Origin of the sequence: Halorussus lipolyticus, from assembly GCF_029338375.1 — an archaeon.
GTDB lineage: Archaea > Halobacteriota > Halobacteria > Halobacteriales > Haladaptataceae > Halorussus > Halorussus lipolyticus.
The window spans coordinates 1-15,082 of sequence record NZ_CP119806.1 but is presented as its reverse complement, the minus strand read 5'-3'; the positions used below and the strand labels follow the sequence as shown (position 1 = coordinate 15,082).

The 15,082-nt window shown below is 54.7% G+C and carries 18 protein-coding genes and 1 pseudogene; 12 read left to right on the top strand and 7 right to left on the bottom strand.

Going from position 1 to position 15,082, the window contains the following annotated elements:
* Positions 1–7 precede the first annotated feature (7 nt).
* Positions 8–1,714, bottom strand: coding sequence for an MBL fold metallo-hydrolase (locus tag P2T57_RS19150; RefSeq protein ID WP_276302584.1), 1,707 nt, complete (start codon positions 1,712–1,714; stop codon positions 8–10).
* Between the two features lie 211 nt (positions 1,715–1,925).
* On the opposite strand from P2T57_RS19150, the gene P2T57_RS19145 reads away from it, so the two are divergent.
* The 11 genes from P2T57_RS19145 (at position 1,926) to P2T57_RS19095 (ending at position 8,819) form a co-directional block, all read left to right on the top strand.
* Positions 1,926–2,306 (top strand): hypothetical protein, encoded by a 381-nt coding sequence (locus P2T57_RS19145; RefSeq protein WP_276302583.1) that lies wholly within the window; start codon positions 1,926–1,928, stop codon positions 2,304–2,306.
* A 98-nt stretch (positions 2,307–2,404) separates the two neighbouring features.
* The gene (locus P2T57_RS19140) at positions 2,405–2,635 is read left to right on the top strand and encodes a DUF7557 family protein (protein WP_276302582.1); all 231 of its coding nucleotides are present in this window, start codon (positions 2,405–2,407) and stop codon (positions 2,633–2,635) included.
* Entirely contained in the window at positions 2,632–3,036 is a 405-nt protein-coding gene (locus P2T57_RS19135) for a PIN domain-containing protein (RefSeq protein ID WP_276302581.1), read from the top strand. Before P2T57_RS19140 ends, P2T57_RS19135 begins: the two co-directional genes overlap by 4 nt.
* Positions 3,037–3,229: 193 nt before the next feature.
* A complete protein-coding gene (locus P2T57_RS19130; RefSeq protein ID WP_276302580.1) occupies positions 3,230–3,676 on the top strand; it encodes an SWIM zinc finger family protein in 447 nt (148 codons plus the stop codon).
* A gap of 78 nt (positions 3,677–3,754) precedes the next feature.
* The gene (locus P2T57_RS19125; RefSeq protein ID WP_276302579.1) at positions 3,755–4,192 is read left to right on the top strand and encodes a hypothetical protein; all 438 of its coding nucleotides are present in this window, start codon (positions 3,755–3,757) and stop codon (positions 4,190–4,192) included.
* A gap of 122 nt (positions 4,193–4,314) precedes the next feature.
* The gene (locus P2T57_RS19120) at positions 4,315–4,524 is read left to right on the top strand and encodes a DUF8129 domain-containing protein (protein ID WP_276302578.1); all 210 of its coding nucleotides are present in this window, start codon (positions 4,315–4,317) and stop codon (positions 4,522–4,524) included.
* 345 nt (positions 4,525–4,869) lie between these two features.
* A complete protein-coding gene (locus P2T57_RS19115) occupies positions 4,870–5,259 on the top strand; it encodes a hypothetical protein (RefSeq protein WP_276302577.1) in 390 nt (129 codons plus the stop codon).
* Between the two features lie 3 nt (positions 5,260–5,262).
* Positions 5,263–6,096, top strand: a complete 834-nt coding sequence (locus P2T57_RS19110) for a HEAT repeat domain-containing protein (RefSeq protein ID WP_276302576.1) — start codon at positions 5,263–5,265, stop codon at positions 6,094–6,096.
* Positions 6,097–6,395: 299 nt separating this feature from the next.
* Positions 6,396–6,695, top strand: coding sequence for a hypothetical protein (locus P2T57_RS19105; protein ID WP_276302575.1), 300 nt, complete (start codon positions 6,396–6,398; stop codon positions 6,693–6,695).
* A 115-nt stretch (positions 6,696–6,810) separates the two neighbouring features.
* Positions 6,811–7,812 (top strand): DUF6610 family protein, encoded by a 1,002-nt coding sequence (locus P2T57_RS19100; protein ID WP_276302574.1) that lies wholly within the window; start codon positions 6,811–6,813, stop codon positions 7,810–7,812.
* 83 nt (positions 7,813–7,895) lie between these two features.
* Complete coding sequence (locus tag P2T57_RS19095) at positions 7,896–8,819, top strand: ImmA/IrrE family metallo-endopeptidase (RefSeq protein WP_276302573.1); 924 nt, start codon at positions 7,896–7,898, stop codon at positions 8,817–8,819.
* A gap of 125 nt (positions 8,820–8,944) precedes the next feature.
* Here P2T57_RS19095 and P2T57_RS19090 read toward each other — a convergent pair whose 3' ends face one another.
* From P2T57_RS19090 to P2T57_RS19080, 3 genes and pseudogenes are all read right to left on the bottom strand, one after another.
* Positions 8,945–9,220, bottom strand: coding sequence for a HEPN domain-containing protein (locus P2T57_RS19090; RefSeq protein WP_276302604.1), 276 nt, complete (start codon positions 9,218–9,220; stop codon positions 8,945–8,947).
* A gap of 117 nt (positions 9,221–9,337) precedes the next feature.
* Positions 9,338–9,703, bottom strand: a complete 366-nt coding sequence (locus P2T57_RS19085; RefSeq protein WP_276302572.1) for a nucleotidyltransferase domain-containing protein — start codon at positions 9,701–9,703, stop codon at positions 9,338–9,340.
* Between the two features lie 53 nt (positions 9,704–9,756).
* Positions 9,757–10,257: pseudogene (locus tag P2T57_RS19080) on the bottom strand (MarR family transcriptional regulator); the annotation flags it as partial.
* A gap of 144 nt (positions 10,258–10,401) precedes the next feature.
* Here P2T57_RS19080 and P2T57_RS19075 point away from each other — a divergent pair.
* A complete protein-coding gene (locus tag P2T57_RS19075) occupies positions 10,402–10,725 on the top strand; it encodes a DUF6788 family protein (RefSeq protein WP_276302571.1) in 324 nt (107 codons plus the stop codon).
* Positions 10,726–11,020: 295 nt separating this feature from the next.
* Here the strand turns inward: P2T57_RS19075 and P2T57_RS19070 are convergent, their stop codons facing one another.
* The 3 genes from P2T57_RS19070 to P2T57_RS19060 form a co-directional block, all read right to left on the bottom strand.
* A complete protein-coding gene (locus P2T57_RS19070) occupies positions 11,021–12,520 on the bottom strand; it encodes a Cdc6/Cdc18 family protein (RefSeq protein ID WP_276302570.1) in 1,500 nt (499 codons plus the stop codon).
* 1,039 nt (positions 12,521–13,559) lie between these two features.
* Complete coding sequence (locus P2T57_RS19065; protein ID WP_276302569.1) at positions 13,560–14,051, bottom strand: DUF7970 domain-containing protein; 492 nt, start codon at positions 14,049–14,051, stop codon at positions 13,560–13,562.
* Positions 14,048–14,944: a ParA family protein gene (locus tag P2T57_RS19060; protein ID WP_276302568.1), complete on the bottom strand. Its 897-nt coding sequence runs from the start codon at positions 14,942–14,944 to the stop codon at positions 14,048–14,050. The genes P2T57_RS19065 and P2T57_RS19060 overlap by 4 nt, the downstream gene beginning before the upstream one ends.
* Positions 14,945–15,082 lie beyond the last annotated feature (138 nt).

Sequence of the window (15,082 nt, the reverse complement as noted above, 5' to 3'; positions counted from 1 at the left end):
TAGCGTCTCAGCCAGAATCGTCTATAGCCGTCTCACCGATTTGAAGCTCGACTAGCTGGCCCGGTGGGAGGTCAGTCTCGTCCAAGACTTGGAGGAATGTCTGCCCATCTCCACTCAATACTCGTGCCGTCACAGTCTCGGTCGCGTCCTCGGCGTCGAGCTTCGCCTCGATAGCGTCCAGCTGAGTCAACACCGTTGATTCGAACGAATCCGCCTCGGAATCCGGCGAACTCGCCGCCACTGGGTCGTCGCACACGTCTTCAGTCGTTGCTGGATGTGACTGTTGATCCTCAGTCGAAGCAGACGGGCCATTTGTTCGACCATCGTGACTCGCTTCAATCGATTGAGTAGAGAATCGGTCTCGGAACTCATCAACGGCCACACCTTCCGCCGCTACATCGACCGGTGTTCGCTCGGGAGTGGGAAAGTCCTCTCGGGTGGCAACGGGTTTGTCGCCGAGCGCCTGCCATTGTTGCATCCGAATCTTTTGGACGACTCTCTCGGTGAGCCAGCCCGGAGCAACCCATTCCCCCGACTCGTAGAGAGTGTGCTCGTGTGAGTCGTTGGTACCCCATGTGAAACATTCGTCGTAGCGCTTCTGGAACCGATTCAGCTCCCCACCCGTCGCGTGCTTGATGACGACGTGCTGTGGCGCTAGCTCCGCGACGGTCTCGTCGAGTGTCTCTGGCGTCGGGTGGTTGATGACCTCGAATGCGTGGGTGGTACACGACCCGCCGGAAGCAGGCTCAGCCCCGCCCGTCGTAAGTTGGACGAACACCGCAGAGGGGTCGTCCTCGATAGCCCCGAACAATCGCTTGGCGCTTCCTCGGACAGGCTCGTCAGGACCACAAATCGTGATGACGCCCGAGTCCAAGACCTCCGACGGCTCAGAGAAAACCGGCTGTGATTCGACGTTCGGCGTATCGAAGTCAAGGTCGTCCCAGAGTTTCGCGGTTTGACCGACGAGTCGAATCGGAAGTGTCCGGTCAAGTTCGTTGACTAAGTGGCCGAGGAGCGTCGCGTAGTGGACGCCAGTTAGCGCGCTCGTTGCAACGACGACAGATGACCCGGCGAACCCACGTTCGAGAATCGTTCGCAACGAATCGTTGAGGTGGGTCGTGTACTCGTCGGCCGTCGAAACGTTCAGCAGAACGGCGTCGATATCGACCGGCAAGGCCGTCTCCAGTCCAAGGTATCCCGCGCAGGGCCGAGTCGTGAAGTCACCGGTCGCCAAGAGATACTGCATCTCGTCATCGAATGCTGAGTTAGCGCTCGCCTCGTCGTGGAACCGGATGACGAATCCGACAGCACCCGGTGTGTGCCCGACTGGAATTGGACGAACTTCGAGATTCGGCAGGATAGCGGTCCAGTCCTCGATTGGTTCGAGCGCGTTGAGTGCGTCTGAGACAGCCCCGAGGTCGTTGTGTTTCTGGGCTTCGGGGAGTGCGCGCTCGACAATTGTTGCTGTTGCGGGCGCAGTATAGATCGGAGCGTTGTGGCGAACGTTGTCGCCAAGCGTTCGATAGTGGTCGATATGGCCGTGCGTGAGCAGTATCGCGTTAAGATATTCGTCATCAGCGAGTAATTCGTCTACATCGACGCCTTCTCCAGCGTCGATGAGGATGCACGCGGTCGTCCCGTCATTCGTGTGAAATCGCAAGAGGGTAGACTCATTGCCAGCGTAGACATTCGCATTCTGGTACGAGACATCCATCTATTTACAAGTACGATAGGACCACCCGTACTTGAAAACCCGACAAAGAGTTCCTCCACTACTAGAATACTCTATTTCGTCCCCCTCGAATAGAGACTCGCCATCGAAACTCGCCGAGGCCGCGCAGAAGTGAATCCGATTGAGACCGGCGATTACGATGTGTTTTTCGACCCCTGAAAGGTGCGGGGATAGCAGTCCCTGCCCGAGAAACATGGCAACACTCCAAGCAGCAACAACGTCGGACGGTGTCACCGTCACCGATGCACAGGCAGTTCGAGAACTCTGCGAATCATACTGTTTCGGAACGCTTGAATGGGAGGTTGACGACAACGACCGACTCTCGATTTGGGGCTACGACGCATTCGAGGTCTACGGGCGTCGAGAAAACGGCCTGCCAGACTACGAAGCAGGACAGCGGACCCACGAGTTCCTTCAAGCACTCGCAACGTACGTCAAGGAGGGCGACGAACTCGATATTCAGACGGCCGGATTTACGAAATGTCGGTTCCCGGTGCTTGCCTCTCGATACGTCGTCCGGCATGGCGACGTCCTGCGAGCAGACCTTCGGACTCTTGAGCCAGTTGAGAACTGAATGCTAATACTGAACTCGTTTGCAGCGAATGTCGGAGGAGAGGTTTCGTGAGTGACCCAAACACTAATTCACGTTCGGTGTCAACGTTGTCAACAAGAATGTCGCACCAGGTCCGACTCAACGATGACCTCTACGAGCGCATCAAAGCAACCAAGCAGGAGGGAGAGTCGTTTAGTGACGCCATCGAGCGCCTCATCAACGACCGTTCGCTTCGTGACCTTCAGGACGTCTTCGATGATGACCAGGTGGACGAGATGCGGGACGCGATCGAAACAGCAGATGAAGAGGACGTTGCCGAGGTCCGTGAAATCGGCGAACGCTTCGAATGATCGTCGACACGAGCTTCGTTCTGGACGTCATCGACGGTGTGGAGGAGGCCGTCGAGAAAGAACGAGAACTCGAAGCCGCAGGTGTCCCCCTCGTCATTCCCGCGATGACCCTGCTCGAACTCTACATCGGCGTGGGGAAAGTCGCAAACTCGGCACAGGAACGCCAGCAAGTCGAAGCGATTCTCGACACCTACCCGCTCGTGGAGATGACACCGAGTATCTCCCGTCGTGCTGGTCGACTGCTCGGCGAGCAAATGAACGCAGACGATGGCGATGGGCCGGGCATCGGGAAAGGTGATGCCGCAATTGCAGCGACAGCACTCGAACGCGACGAGCCGATTTTGACGGCCGACTCTCATTTCGGAACGATCGACGGCGTCGAGATCGAAACGTATCGATGACGCCGATTGGGTAGCGTTTTCCAGATTGTAGTATCGTAGCTGGGCAAACAAGAGTCTCCTCGGGAGCGTAGATGAGAAGACAAGCAGTATTCCCCATTTCCCGAAGGGGTTCTAAGTAGTATTGATACAGCAGGATTATTTTCTGCCCCCGAAGGGTGCGGGGCACTCGACTTCTCGGTGCCCCACGACCAGTATGACAACGCCACTTGCAAACCTAGAGACGACGAGTAGAGTCCGGAAACGCGCCCAGTACGAAGCCCTTGAATTCGAACTCCAAAACGGTGATGTGCGTGTTCGGAATGGAAGCTACGCCGACCCGGAGAATCACGAGTACACCGTTCGCATCGAGGACGACCTGCCGACAGCGTGTACGTGCCCGGCAGACGCGAAATACAGCGGGGCGTGCAAACACCGCGTCGCTGTTGCGCTCCGCCGACCCATTCTCGACGCTGTCCGCCACCACCAACTCCTCGCCGACGGTGGCGAGGCTGTCCAGCCCTCAAACCAAGTGCGCGACCACGAGGAGAACTCCGAAGAACAACCGGAGGCCGACGAGCCAGACTGCGACTGTGCAGACCTCTCCAGCGATTTTCCGTGCTGGGAGTGCTACCGGACTGGACGACGTGACCTCCCTGAATAGCACTCTGTACGTCAAGACGACCCCTGTACGTTCTGCCACGCGGTATCGAAGCACAATCAACAGCAGATTCCGAACTCTATGACTTCCCCCGAAAACACCAACGACGACGCTTCGCTCGCACGACTAACCATCGCAGTTACGAACGCCAACCTTCCAGAAGACGAAGCCGGACAGCAGGCACTCTGTGAGTCACTCGAAACGGCCGTCGGCAGCGTCTTCAACGAGACGCTCGGTGACACCACTGCAGACATTCAGGTGATGCTCGGACACACGTACACCTCGGTCAGTCCCATCTGTCCAGCGTGCGATAGCGCGCTCACGCTCGACGGCATTCATCTTGGCGAGGATGCAGATGCGTACGCGGTCGCTCGATGTTCAGCCGACTGTGGCTGGACCGGTGACGGCGTGTTCAAACTCGTTGATCTCAATAGAAGCGTCGGCGATCACTACGAAAGCGAGGTCCTCGCTGGAGGGATTCGGCCGGAGCGCCAGCGGTACACCGACCGCGACTGCTAGTCCGGTCGCGCTCTTTCATCCGCACCTCGAAACACGTCTCATGTAGGCTTCCGGCGTAGAGTCCAAAAAATCGCTCTCGGTTGTTTTTTCGTCGCCTCCGACAGGAGCAGAGGCGACAACAAATGAGCAACGTCACAGATGGCGAATCGAATGGACTCTCACCAGAACAACGACTTGAGCCGCGAAACATCCGGCTCATCGACCCAAGCATTGCGACGATAGACGACATGGACACCCTCCGTGCCTGTGTCGCCTACGAGAATACCCACCAGAATCGCATCCAGATTCTTCGACGACTCAAGCGGCGTGCAGAAGAAATCAGGTCAAAGTAGGCGTAGCAGTAGTTGGTGATACGATTTCTTTATTCAGTTTATAGCCCGTAACTGATTCGGTGGTTTTGCTCAATTCGTGGTACGGATTAACTATGGGACTTCCCATTAGTTACAGATAGTATTTCGAGGGACATGCTGAATACAGAGCATGTAGTCAGCACAGCGTTTTCGTTTTTTCAGTTACTCGCTCAAGTCAGTTACTGAGTTTGCATCTCTACAGACCATGTGATACATACCAGGCCCCAAACACACTAAAGAGATTCCAGGGAGTCGATTCTCTGCAGCGTGATGCAACGGTTTGACAGCGTGCATAATTTTTAATCCATTCCACGTATAGAAGTTGGCATGAGTAGTTGGACATGTGTAACATTCGACCCAGGAAAACATACACCAGAAAGTGTAGCTTCTGATCTTCGTCACTCCTTAACAGAAGTTGACGCTCAAGTCTGTCGAGAAGACGAACAGCAAGATCCGAACATAGGCTTTGATGAAACAAGAGTCGTCTGGCGAGTTCACGGTTTTGATGGCGAGGCATTTCAGTCCTTGGAGGTACCGTGTTCAAAAGCACTCGCAATAAACATTCAAGACACAGCTGGGGCCGGAACCGGGCGGATTTACGAATGGATTGATGGAGAATTCTTACAGACGGACATCTTTCGTGATGTCTCGTATGGACGTGTGGTCCTTGACTATTTTCTCTTGGAACATGGAATACAGGGGAAAAGGGAGCTCTAAACCATGAACTTTCAGGAATCCACCGAACAATTCATCAAAGCGCTCGAAAATCAAGGGACAAAGAGGATTTCAGACCCAACAAGGATATGGGAGATACTGGATCTCGCCACGGATCACCTCAGAGACACATCACCTGCAGGCCAATATGCACGTAGGATGATACACGTGCTGCCAGAGACAGATCAAACCGATCTGGGAAAGAATGGAGAACTCGACAGCGAGCATATCACAAAGAAAGTACGTAATACGAAGACAGCGAAGGCGGCAGCAGCGCTCTGTGCCCGACACGGGATTCCAACTGAGGGGCGTTGCGGCCGCAACCATTCAACCACCACTATCAACGCTCTTGGGGAGTGTCTGTCGGCTGATGATGCTGATATCCGGGCCTGGAGTGCAAAAGCATTCGATTATACGTACGAATTTGATCCAGATCCTGTCGCGGAACAACTCTTGGAAGCGTCTGAAGATTCTGATCCTCGGGTACGTGCAGCGGCGATTGGTGCATTGTGTCATGATATCTGGAGACAAGAGCCCATCACCGACTGGGCAGACTCCGCAATGGCCACACTTGCGGATGGTTTTATTGATGATGCCAGAATTGTGCGGACCAGGGCGGCGAGCATAGTCGAATCACCAGAGCTTCTTATTGAGACGAAACTCTGGGGCAGCCACGTAGATCCAGAAACTCGTGCTCGGGTGGTCCGAAATGCCACAAATTTGGATGTTAGTGAAACAGCTACAGATGAATCGTGGATAATACACCCAGCTAAAGTAATGGCTGACCTGTGTTTCGATGAGGTATGGGAACATTTAGAAGAGTATCCAGAATTTGAATAGATAGCCCACCGTCTGACGCACCTTTTTGTCGAAATATCGACACCGATTGGTGGTCATATTTTGTAACAGTGCGACTGTAGAGAGTTTGTGACACCGACCGATTTGCGCCCTCTATTCAGCACACTCTTTCTGACACCTGTAGGTCAAATCGTTGGTGGCAGTAATAGAGGCACGCTCCAGATTCAGCGACGGTTACACGGGCGGTTCTGAATACAGAAACCATGCTACCAACTACGGGTAACACTTCGTCTCGCGGAGAGCACGTTTTTGAGCCTCGAATGGGCGGAGGCTCGAAGAACATGAGTAATCAACCAGAAATCGAGATTCGGCACCAGACCGCGTTTGGAGACGACGGCCAACTCGAAGTCGTCGAAGAAAGCGTCGAGACATCCCTCGAAGATTTCGGCGGTGAGGTCGACCACCGTGAGCGTGATTCCAAGCTGGAACGGCCGGAAGCAGACCAGTTCGGCGTTGACGACCGGCCCGAAGTAGCGCGCTCGGCCGAGAGTGACCAAGCGACCCTATTCGCCGATACTGCCGACGACCAACGGACGCTTACAGGCGAGGATGCGGCCACTCGGTGTCTCTTCGAGGATTAACCAACAATAGGGAAAGAGCTACGGACATTGTTGGTTAACGTTGGCGTCTGCGACTGGTTTTTCTGCCCCCGAGGGGTGCGGGGCGACCACTCCCGCGTCTTCGAGGTGATTCGAGATGGCACTCTCAGCACGTCCGACCAGTCGCATCGCAACGGAAATTACAACTGCCCGTCAGGCCGACCACGTAGCGTTCCTCCACCGCGTTCCCTTCGCGCTTGATGCATTCCGACTCGGTTTTCTTACGGGCTTTCGCGAAGACTGTACCTACCAACAGCACCAGTACACAGATCTGGAGCTACCGGTCGGGATGCTCGACAACGATTTTCGCAATCCCGACCTTGATCGATACGTCGAGCGCTTTTTCGAGTACGAACCGCAGGTCGGGGTAATCGGTGACGCCTACGACGTCGACGAGGTCGATGAATACGTTACCACCGCACGCGAAATCCAGGGAAGCTACCCCGGTGCAGACCTCGTGATCGTTCCAAAGTGCCGTGCCACAATTCGCGCAGTCCCCGATGATCTTGTCGTCGGGTACTCCCGCGGCTACGCCGATCGACTCGCTCACGAATTCTCTGACCCTGTGGATTGGCGTGGCCGTCGCGTCCACATTCTCGGTGGAAGCCCGCCCAAGCAACTCAGCGTGATTGACCAGCTTACTCGCCCGACGCTGACGGGCGACCCACCGGCCGATATCGTCGGCCTCGATTGGAACGGTGTCCATCGGGGGGCGCAGTTCGGCGAGTTTTGGACGCCCGATGGGTGGGACGACAGCGGTCGCAACGCCGATCATGTAACTGTTCGCAAGACCGTGCGCCACGGCCTCGCTCGGATTCGTGAGTTCTGGCAGGCGCAGGGCGTCTGGCCCGAGTCGACACCCCAGGAAGACGAGCCCCAAATCGCGTATCAGGGTCCGTCACCGGGCGATATCGAGAGTGCGGCGTGTACTGAGTGTGGCACAAACGTGTGGACGACCGACCGCGGTCCATACGTCGCAGAGTACGACACGGGGGACATCTGTGGCTACTGCAGCTACGACTGCTACTTTTCACACCGGCACCGGAATCACCTCGAAGAACTTGCTGGCGAGCAGAGCGTCTACCTCCCACCGGCGTGACGCCACGAGTGTTTTTTGCGCCCCGAGGGGTGCGGCGCGTCCTACTCCGACGCAGTCGCCGTGAACGCGATTTACTGAAAATCATGACTACGACCAGTGATTCGTCGGTCTCATTCGAGGAGACCGACGCCCGACGCGACGAGATGCACAGTACCATCGAAGCGTGGATCGACGACCTCGTCGACCACGTCGACGATGCGCAGGCCAGCGAGGAGTTCCAAGACTGGCTGGACGTCCAGAGTCGCTTCCACGACTATTCCCATCGGAACACGCTTCTCATTAAGCTCCAGTATCCCGAAGCGACGAAGGTCGCAGGCTACAACACGTGGCGGAATGAGTTCGACCGGCACGTCCAGGAAGGCGAACAGGCCATCTGGATCTGGACACCGATCATCACCAACCGATGTCCCGAGTGTGAGAATTCGCCGAGCTACCACGAGCAAATCGGTTGTGAGTACGACGAGACATCACCGGAGGAGTGGTCGAAGGGGCTTGTCGGCTTCAAGCCAACGGCGGTCTTCGACGTGTCCCAGACTGAAGGTGAGCCGCTCCCTGAGTTAGAAACGGAGGCGACTGGCGACGCCGACGACCTCGTGCCTACACTCAAGGATGCAGCCGCTGATATCGGCGTGACAGTTCGTATCGTCAATGCTGGCGAGTGGGAGCATGGCGACGCAACGGGCGTCTGCAAATATCGGAGGAAGCGTGATCTCCAACCAGTCGTCGAGGCGAAAGCCCGCTCGAATCACGCCGATCTCGCTGTCACGCTGATTCACGAATACGCCCACGCACTCCTCCACTCGGACATCACCGACAAAACCGAGCGGGCGAAACGCGAGGTCGAAGCAGAAGCCGTCGCATACATCGTTGGCCGGTACTGCGGGCTCGACACAAGTGGGTCGGCGTTCTATCTTGCTGCATGGCAAGAAGATAATCCAGCGTCGATCCAAAATCGGCTTGACCGGATTAGCAACACGGCAAAAGAAATCATTGAGAGGATTGACTAATCAACCAGAGAACCAGACGAGACGTAATCCGCTCAAGTATCTACTTTCTCAACTTGCTCTCGGGCGACTCGGAGTAGAGCTGTGCGAACTCGTCAGGCCCATTGAACGGAACGTAGTTAGGGATGTCAATCCTCAGTTGAGCAGAGAGTTTCCATTTCGGCGACGAATTTGCGAGTTCGTGAAAGAAGTGCATCGACATCCTCGTCGAGAGTCCCATAGCCGTAGTCAGCCTGCTGGCGGAGTTCCCCGAGGTCGTTCAGAAAGCGACCGTCTTCGCGCGATGCATCGCCTTCACTAACGATCTCTGATCCGAATAAGGAGAGAACACCGCCATGGGTGCTAGGATCATACCCTCGGTCGTATAAGGCGGCCTGTGCGGCATGAAAGCACGCATAGTACAGTCGGTTAATGATGACCGCGTCGGAGAGCCCTGCATCCCGTGCTCCGTCAGCATCAGAAAGCGCTTGGTGGCCTGTCGGAGTTGATCCTCGACCGCAGCATCACTCGGGGCTTCCTCATCAGGCATAGGATCGACCCTCGCTGAGAACATTGTGAACAAACGGGTTCCCTTCGTTCCGGTGGCGCTCAAACGTAGTCTCGTCCAAAATGTGGAGTTCGACGAGCGGCCCGTGTTCAAGCATCACATCGTAGGCGATGTCACGGAGGGAATCAGCGATAGCGTCTCGGTCTGGTGCATCCGGGAGGACGACCAGGATATCGACGTCGCTCGACCGACCCCTTGCTTCGCCACGGACAGTCGACCCGAAAACGTATAGCTCAACGAGGTCATCACCGTGCTGAGACCGTGCGCGCTCGACAAAGGCTGTGGCTGCCTCGCGGTGTGAGCCAGCAGGAAGCGCCTCGGCCGCGGCCTCACTATTCATATCTGGGGGTACGTACTCGCCCCGCATTATATTTCCCCCGTTTGGGTGGTGTTGGTTGCGGTGTCGACTACCGATTCGAGGCACTGTCGGTGGAGATGGTGGGCAAGCTCACGTGCGAAGTCGTGAAGTCGCCCGAAGTTTCCGTTGAAGTGGTAGCGTCCGTCGTCCGTGCCGACGAGTCCCCGGTCCCGTAACCGTTTGAGAACGCGATTGACGGTGTTGCGGTAGTTGTCGCTTTACGCGGCGATCTCAGAGACGGTTTGTGGCTGGTCCAGGTAATAGAGTACCTCGAGTGCCTTGCCCGTCAGCAACTCGGCAAACTCGATGTAGGAGTGCTGGCGCACGAAATCTTGGTAGAGTTCGACCGCCCGAGCATCCGAAGGGATGACTCGTTTTTCGCGGCCGTTGCGCTTCGTGTAGACTAAGCCTTTCTCGGCGAGGGCCGCGACGGCACGGGAGAGATAACTCTTGCTATGGTCGAGATTCGTCGCGAGGTCGGAGATCGTGTCGCCGCGTTCGACGGTGGCGAGGACCTCCAGTTCGATGCTCTGCAACTCGGTGTAACATAATACGAAACTAGTATATGAAATGGTTTCGGGTAATGTTACAGTTGCCAGGGGTTGGCGGTCCCGAAACAGCCTTAACCAACAAAACTACAGTAGTAGCGGCCTATGTTGGTTAACACAGAGTGTGCCACCATGTCCTACGAGCCACCGACACCCCCAGCCGAACTCCCCACCGACATCGTCGACACCCTCAACGACTCCTCGCCCGAGCTCCTTCGTCACGTCGCCAGCTACGCGGAGAAGCTCGCTGAACACCGTGAGCGTGAAGCTCGTCTTGCCGAGAAAGACGAAGAAGATGAAATCGAAGAACGGCCGGACGACCTCCCAGATGACGTTCCCTCGAAGGCGACGATTACGATCAAGGAGATTAACGACAATCGCTACTACTATTGGCAATGGCGGGACGGAGACAAAATCCGTTCACAGTACAAGGGACCCGTCAATCCGGACGAGTGAGTCGATATTTACTGATACTCCAGTAAATCAGCGAGAGGACTAATACCCCGTTTTCGAGTAGTAAGTAGGGAAGGGAGTAGCGAGAGGAGATCCGATGATGCAGAGAGACGGTTCTCACGGTTCACCCACTCCGTTTTCGAGCTGTAACACTCTACCTAAGATGCACCCACCCCCCGTTTTCGAGTAGTAACGAAATCAACGACATCTACCACCCCCCTTTTTCGAGTTGTAATCCGACACTCGAAACACACACCCCCCGTTTTCGAGTAGTAAACCCCTAGGGCAGGAGACGCAATCAGTTCTTAGTGTGGAAGTTCTTCAGCCGTTCACGAACGACAGCACGGATAGTCGCGTCTTCGTGAGCTAAATCAGCGAACCGAGAATCCTCACGAATCGTCTCCAATATCGTCTCTGGATTCTCAGAGAGGGAGAAATACATGTGCACCCCTCTTCCTCGACCCTTACCTCGTCGCTCGAAGTCCAACACACCATACGTACTCTGCTCCGTGACGTGATTCACGAAGGTTTCACGACTGTATTGATCCGCGTCCATCGTATCTGCGATGAATTGATACGTTTTGAACGCAGGCCCGGCCGGTATCCACTCAGGATGTTCCTTTGCATAGTGGGCAGTAGCCGCCACGGCATAGATGGAGAGTTTCTTCTGCGTCGAAATCCCGCTAATATGGCGGAGTTTCCGATTCTCGGTGTATTTCTCTTGGGCCTCGCGAACATCATTCTCGGTGACCATGTCAGCGCCACGTCGTTCAGCGAGTTCACCAGCCCATCTGAGGAGATCAATTGCTTTTCGAGCGTCACCATGCGTTTGGGAACCGAACGCAGCCACGAGCGGAATGACGTCTTCTGCGAGGGAATCTGGTTTGAACGCGTCACGGCGATATTTGAGAATGCTCCGGAGTTGCGTCGCATCATAGTCATCGAAGAAGATATCATCCGGGTTGTAGGAACTCTGCGCTCGACTGTTGAGGTCCTTCATGAAATCAGCGTAGTTAGTGATGGTCGTGAGTGAGATTGGGCCATCAAAATCAGCGAGCTTTCGGGCCCGTGAAAGCTGGTAGATGAGAGAATTATATTCTGCCTCCTGGTATGGCCCTTCGAGCATGTCGATTTCGTCGAGAATGAAGATGACTCCGTCGTAATGCTCCCGCATAAGTTCATAGAGCCGTTCTAGCTTTTGGTCCGTTGAAACGCCAGTCTGAGGTACCCCCGGATCGACACCGAGATCGTCAGCAGCAGCTTTGACTAACCGATAGACTGCTCGGTCTGCGGTCTTTGGCCCCTCGCAGTTAATAGAAAGAACCCCGAACGTCTTGTCCTGTGATTCACAGAGTTCGACGATTTGCTTGCAGACCGCATGGATGATGAGGGATTTCCCGGTTCCTGACGGGCCACTCAGGAGCATATCTGGGATGCCTTCGTTCTGAAGGACAGGTTTGAGGTTGTCAACGACGCGGGCTAGCTGGTCATCACGGCCAACGATACGGTCCTCATCGATGATGGTATCTGACCGGACAAGATCTTTGTCAGCGAAGACGCCACCAGATGACTGAGTTTGAAGTCGGTCGCGGATTGAAATCCCACCCCCGTCATCATCTATCGCATTATTGAGAGCATCGGGGTCGTTCTCGAAAGTCGTTTGCGAGGTCGAAGATGAGTCCGAACTTTCACCCGTTGAGTCGGCCTGCTCGGAGTCTTCAGAATCAGTAGCGAAAAATTCACGGTTCTGTTCGGTTGCTTGCTCATCCGAGCTCTCTGTCCGTCCCTTCCGGCCCATTATGAACCCCATCGAACTCCGGCTATAAAAAAGTGGACCTTTGTGGAGTTGTAAGCCAGCGAAATCGGTCGAGCTAGCTATTGTAGGCGGATATTACTATCTCTCCCTAGATACCGTCTTCGTAAACTATCACCCCCCGTTATCGATTTGTAACGGATACGTCGTCGTCAGTTCCTTCATTTCGGGGGTTATCTCTCCCCCCGTTTTCGAGTAGTAAGTGTCTTAGTCGATAGTACAGCGACAACACACCGAACCTATCCCGCTTGGTGTGTACTCTGATCGTTTTGGTGGCGTCCAGTCAGTTGCTCGGTCGGTTCTGCTCTCCTTTTGGACATCAAATTCGCCTGACTCTCGATGAGACCTGATGTGTGGTACACAAACAGAGTATTCTCGACTCAAGAGAAAGGTCCCTACGCAAGGAGGAAGGTTGTTTTCGGAGACGATGGAATAGCTCCATGTCACCTTAAAGATTCCTCGTGCGTCAGCATGAGAAGATGTTGCGGACACCCTCTCCCCCCTTTTTCGAGTTGTAAATCGGTATGGAGGGGTAGTCTCCAACAGTATCTAACGGGAAATGCTATAGTTGAAAGCGTCGTAGAGCGGCTTACTTGCCGGAGTTTTCGATAATAGCAGATTTACTCGGCTCTTTAGTGAGAAGCTTAGAGTGTCTGCAACTATATAATAAAATATTATTAATGGTTTGTTTAAGAACGTATTACAGATACTGTTTCTGAGCTACCAGTATAAAACTTTCCTTTTTAATAGTGGGAAGCAGAACAGGACGTACACGGTTTCTATCTTTCTAAATCGGCGTTTTCGTTAGTTTCACGGTGTCCTGACGGGCTACCCCCTCCCCACCCCCTCAAGGTTTTACAACTCGAAAAAGGGGGGAGGGGGTTCCACCAGCCATCGTGGTTTCTCATCGCCAAACCAATTCCAGCTACGTCCCAACGAGTACTCAACTATCTATAACCCTCAACTCAAGCAACGCGAGATTAGCAAACGTGGCAAAACGTGATTGAGTCGTGGCTTGCAATCGCTAACTATCGTCGGTCGAGTATCCCATTTTGAGAAGTTCGTCGAGAATGTCGTCGCGGTTTCGAAGTGCCGCACGATATACTGCCTCGCGAACGTCGAACTTCGGGATAGATCGGCCGAGTTCTGATTCCATATCCGTAATGAGGTTTCGCTCTCCGTCAACGACATCGTCGTGGACAAAGAACGTCAGCCGCTCGTCACGCTCAAACTTGATGGACTTATCCTGGACCGCCCGCCGAACAATGTACGGCTGCTGTTGATTCATCGACTCACTTGACGTAGTCGAATCCGAGGATGAAGCAGAGTTCTCCTCATTCCTCGTGTTCGTCACAGATGACTGCGACGTCTGCTCTGTCTCGTTATTCGTGGGTGATTCAGCATCAGTAGCTACTGTGTCGCTCTTGCTTTCCGTCTCCTCGGCGTCCGCCTCGTCCGTCTCGTCACTCTCGTCACCCCATAGATCGTCTCCTGAACCTGATTTCAGCCCTGTCATGCACGCACCTCCACGTCGTCGCGTTTGAGGCTACCGGACTCCGGTGGGTTTGGCGCTTCGATGCTCCCTTCAGCTTCGAGGTGCCGTGCGATATCGTCGAACTTCGCGAGCGTCTCTAATTCGTAGTCGCGCTCCCGACTTCTGTGTTCGCGCACGTACGTGTATGCACTACACTTCTCACTCCAGCATCCTTCGAGTAGTGACGTACGGTCACGGAGAACAACTGGTACGTCGAACCCTTGATCCTCGATATCTTCGATGACTGCATCCTGATCGCGTGTCCCTTTCACCCGATTCGGTACTGCAGCGAGGACACCAATATTGATCTCTAACTGTTCTTCGAGGTTCGACACGAGGTCGTTCAGTCCACTTACTGACGCCTGCCCTTTTCCGGAGGGTTCGACCGGCATAACGAGATTCCGAGTTGCGTCCAGCGCGTTGTAGAGGTGCGGGCCCGAACTTGCGGGCGGGTCAACGAGGAGGACATCGTAGTGCTTGTGAACTTCTGCTTCTCGGAGAACCCGCTGGAGTTGCGTCCACATTGGGAATGACTCGCCGAAGTCGCTTCGGGCTTCCTGCTCTTTCCGTAGTGTTTCCCCTAAATCTTCGAGTCGATTGTGTTCTGGGATGATATCGACACCGTGTTCGACGGTTTCGATGAGGTCCATGAACTCGCCTTTCCCTCGCCCCACGAGGTGGTGGACGAGCGTGTCGACATCGCTGTCTGCTCGGTTGTGGTCGACATCGAAAAGGTAGCTTAGATCGCCGTCTTGGGGGTCGAGTGGGACGACAAGGACGTTGAGGCCGGCTCTGGCGTGCGCTACCGCTAAGTTTGCGGTGAGCGTGGTTTTTCCGACGCCACCTGCTTCACTATAGACCGAGTACGAGAGCATATACGGGTGTCATCGAAGACTTCATTTATAAGTTTTCGTCAGACGATTCATTTGCAACACTCGTTTGTTGGGTTCATTTGTAACACTCGTTTGCTAGACTCATTTGAAACAACTATTTGCAACACTCATTTGTAATGG

Coding starts and splice junctions, on each gene's coding strand:
- P2T57_RS19150 (WP_276302584.1), bottom strand. CDS start 1,714: ATGGATGTCTCGTACCAGAATGCGAATGTCTACGCTGGCAATGAGTCT.
- P2T57_RS19145 (WP_276302583.1), top strand. CDS start 1,926: ATGGCAACACTCCAAGCAGCAACAACGTCGGACGGTGTCACCGTCACC.
- P2T57_RS19140 (WP_276302582.1), top strand. CDS start 2,405: ATGTCGCACCAGGTCCGACTCAACGATGACCTCTACGAGCGCATCAAA.
- P2T57_RS19135 (WP_276302581.1), top strand. CDS start 2,632: ATGATCGTCGACACGAGCTTCGTTCTGGACGTCATCGACGGTGTGGAG.
- P2T57_RS19130 (WP_276302580.1), top strand. CDS start 3,230: ATGACAACGCCACTTGCAAACCTAGAGACGACGAGTAGAGTCCGGAAA.
- P2T57_RS19125 (WP_276302579.1), top strand. CDS start 3,755: ATGACTTCCCCCGAAAACACCAACGACGACGCTTCGCTCGCACGACTA.
- P2T57_RS19120 (WP_276302578.1), top strand. CDS start 4,315: ATGAGCAACGTCACAGATGGCGAATCGAATGGACTCTCACCAGAACAA.
- P2T57_RS19115 (WP_276302577.1), top strand. CDS start 4,870: ATGAGTAGTTGGACATGTGTAACATTCGACCCAGGAAAACATACACCA.
- P2T57_RS19110 (WP_276302576.1), top strand. CDS start 5,263: ATGAACTTTCAGGAATCCACCGAACAATTCATCAAAGCGCTCGAAAAT.
- P2T57_RS19105 (WP_276302575.1), top strand. CDS start 6,396: ATGAGTAATCAACCAGAAATCGAGATTCGGCACCAGACCGCGTTTGGA.
- P2T57_RS19100 (WP_276302574.1), top strand. CDS start 6,811: ATGGCACTCTCAGCACGTCCGACCAGTCGCATCGCAACGGAAATTACA.
- P2T57_RS19095 (WP_276302573.1), top strand. CDS start 7,896: ATGACTACGACCAGTGATTCGTCGGTCTCATTCGAGGAGACCGACGCC.
- P2T57_RS19085 (WP_276302572.1), bottom strand. CDS start 9,703: ATGAATAGTGAGGCCGCGGCCGAGGCGCTTCCTGCTGGCTCACACCGC.
- P2T57_RS19075 (WP_276302571.1), top strand. CDS start 10,402: ATGTCCTACGAGCCACCGACACCCCCAGCCGAACTCCCCACCGACATC.
- P2T57_RS19070 (WP_276302570.1), bottom strand. CDS start 12,520: ATGGGCCGGAAGGGACGGACAGAGAGCTCGGATGAGCAAGCAACCGAA.
- P2T57_RS19065 (WP_276302569.1), bottom strand. CDS start 14,051: ATGACAGGGCTGAAATCAGGTTCAGGAGACGATCTATGGGGTGACGAG.
- P2T57_RS19060 (WP_276302568.1), bottom strand. CDS start 14,944: ATGCTCTCGTACTCGGTCTATAGTGAAGCAGGTGGCGTCGGAAAAACC.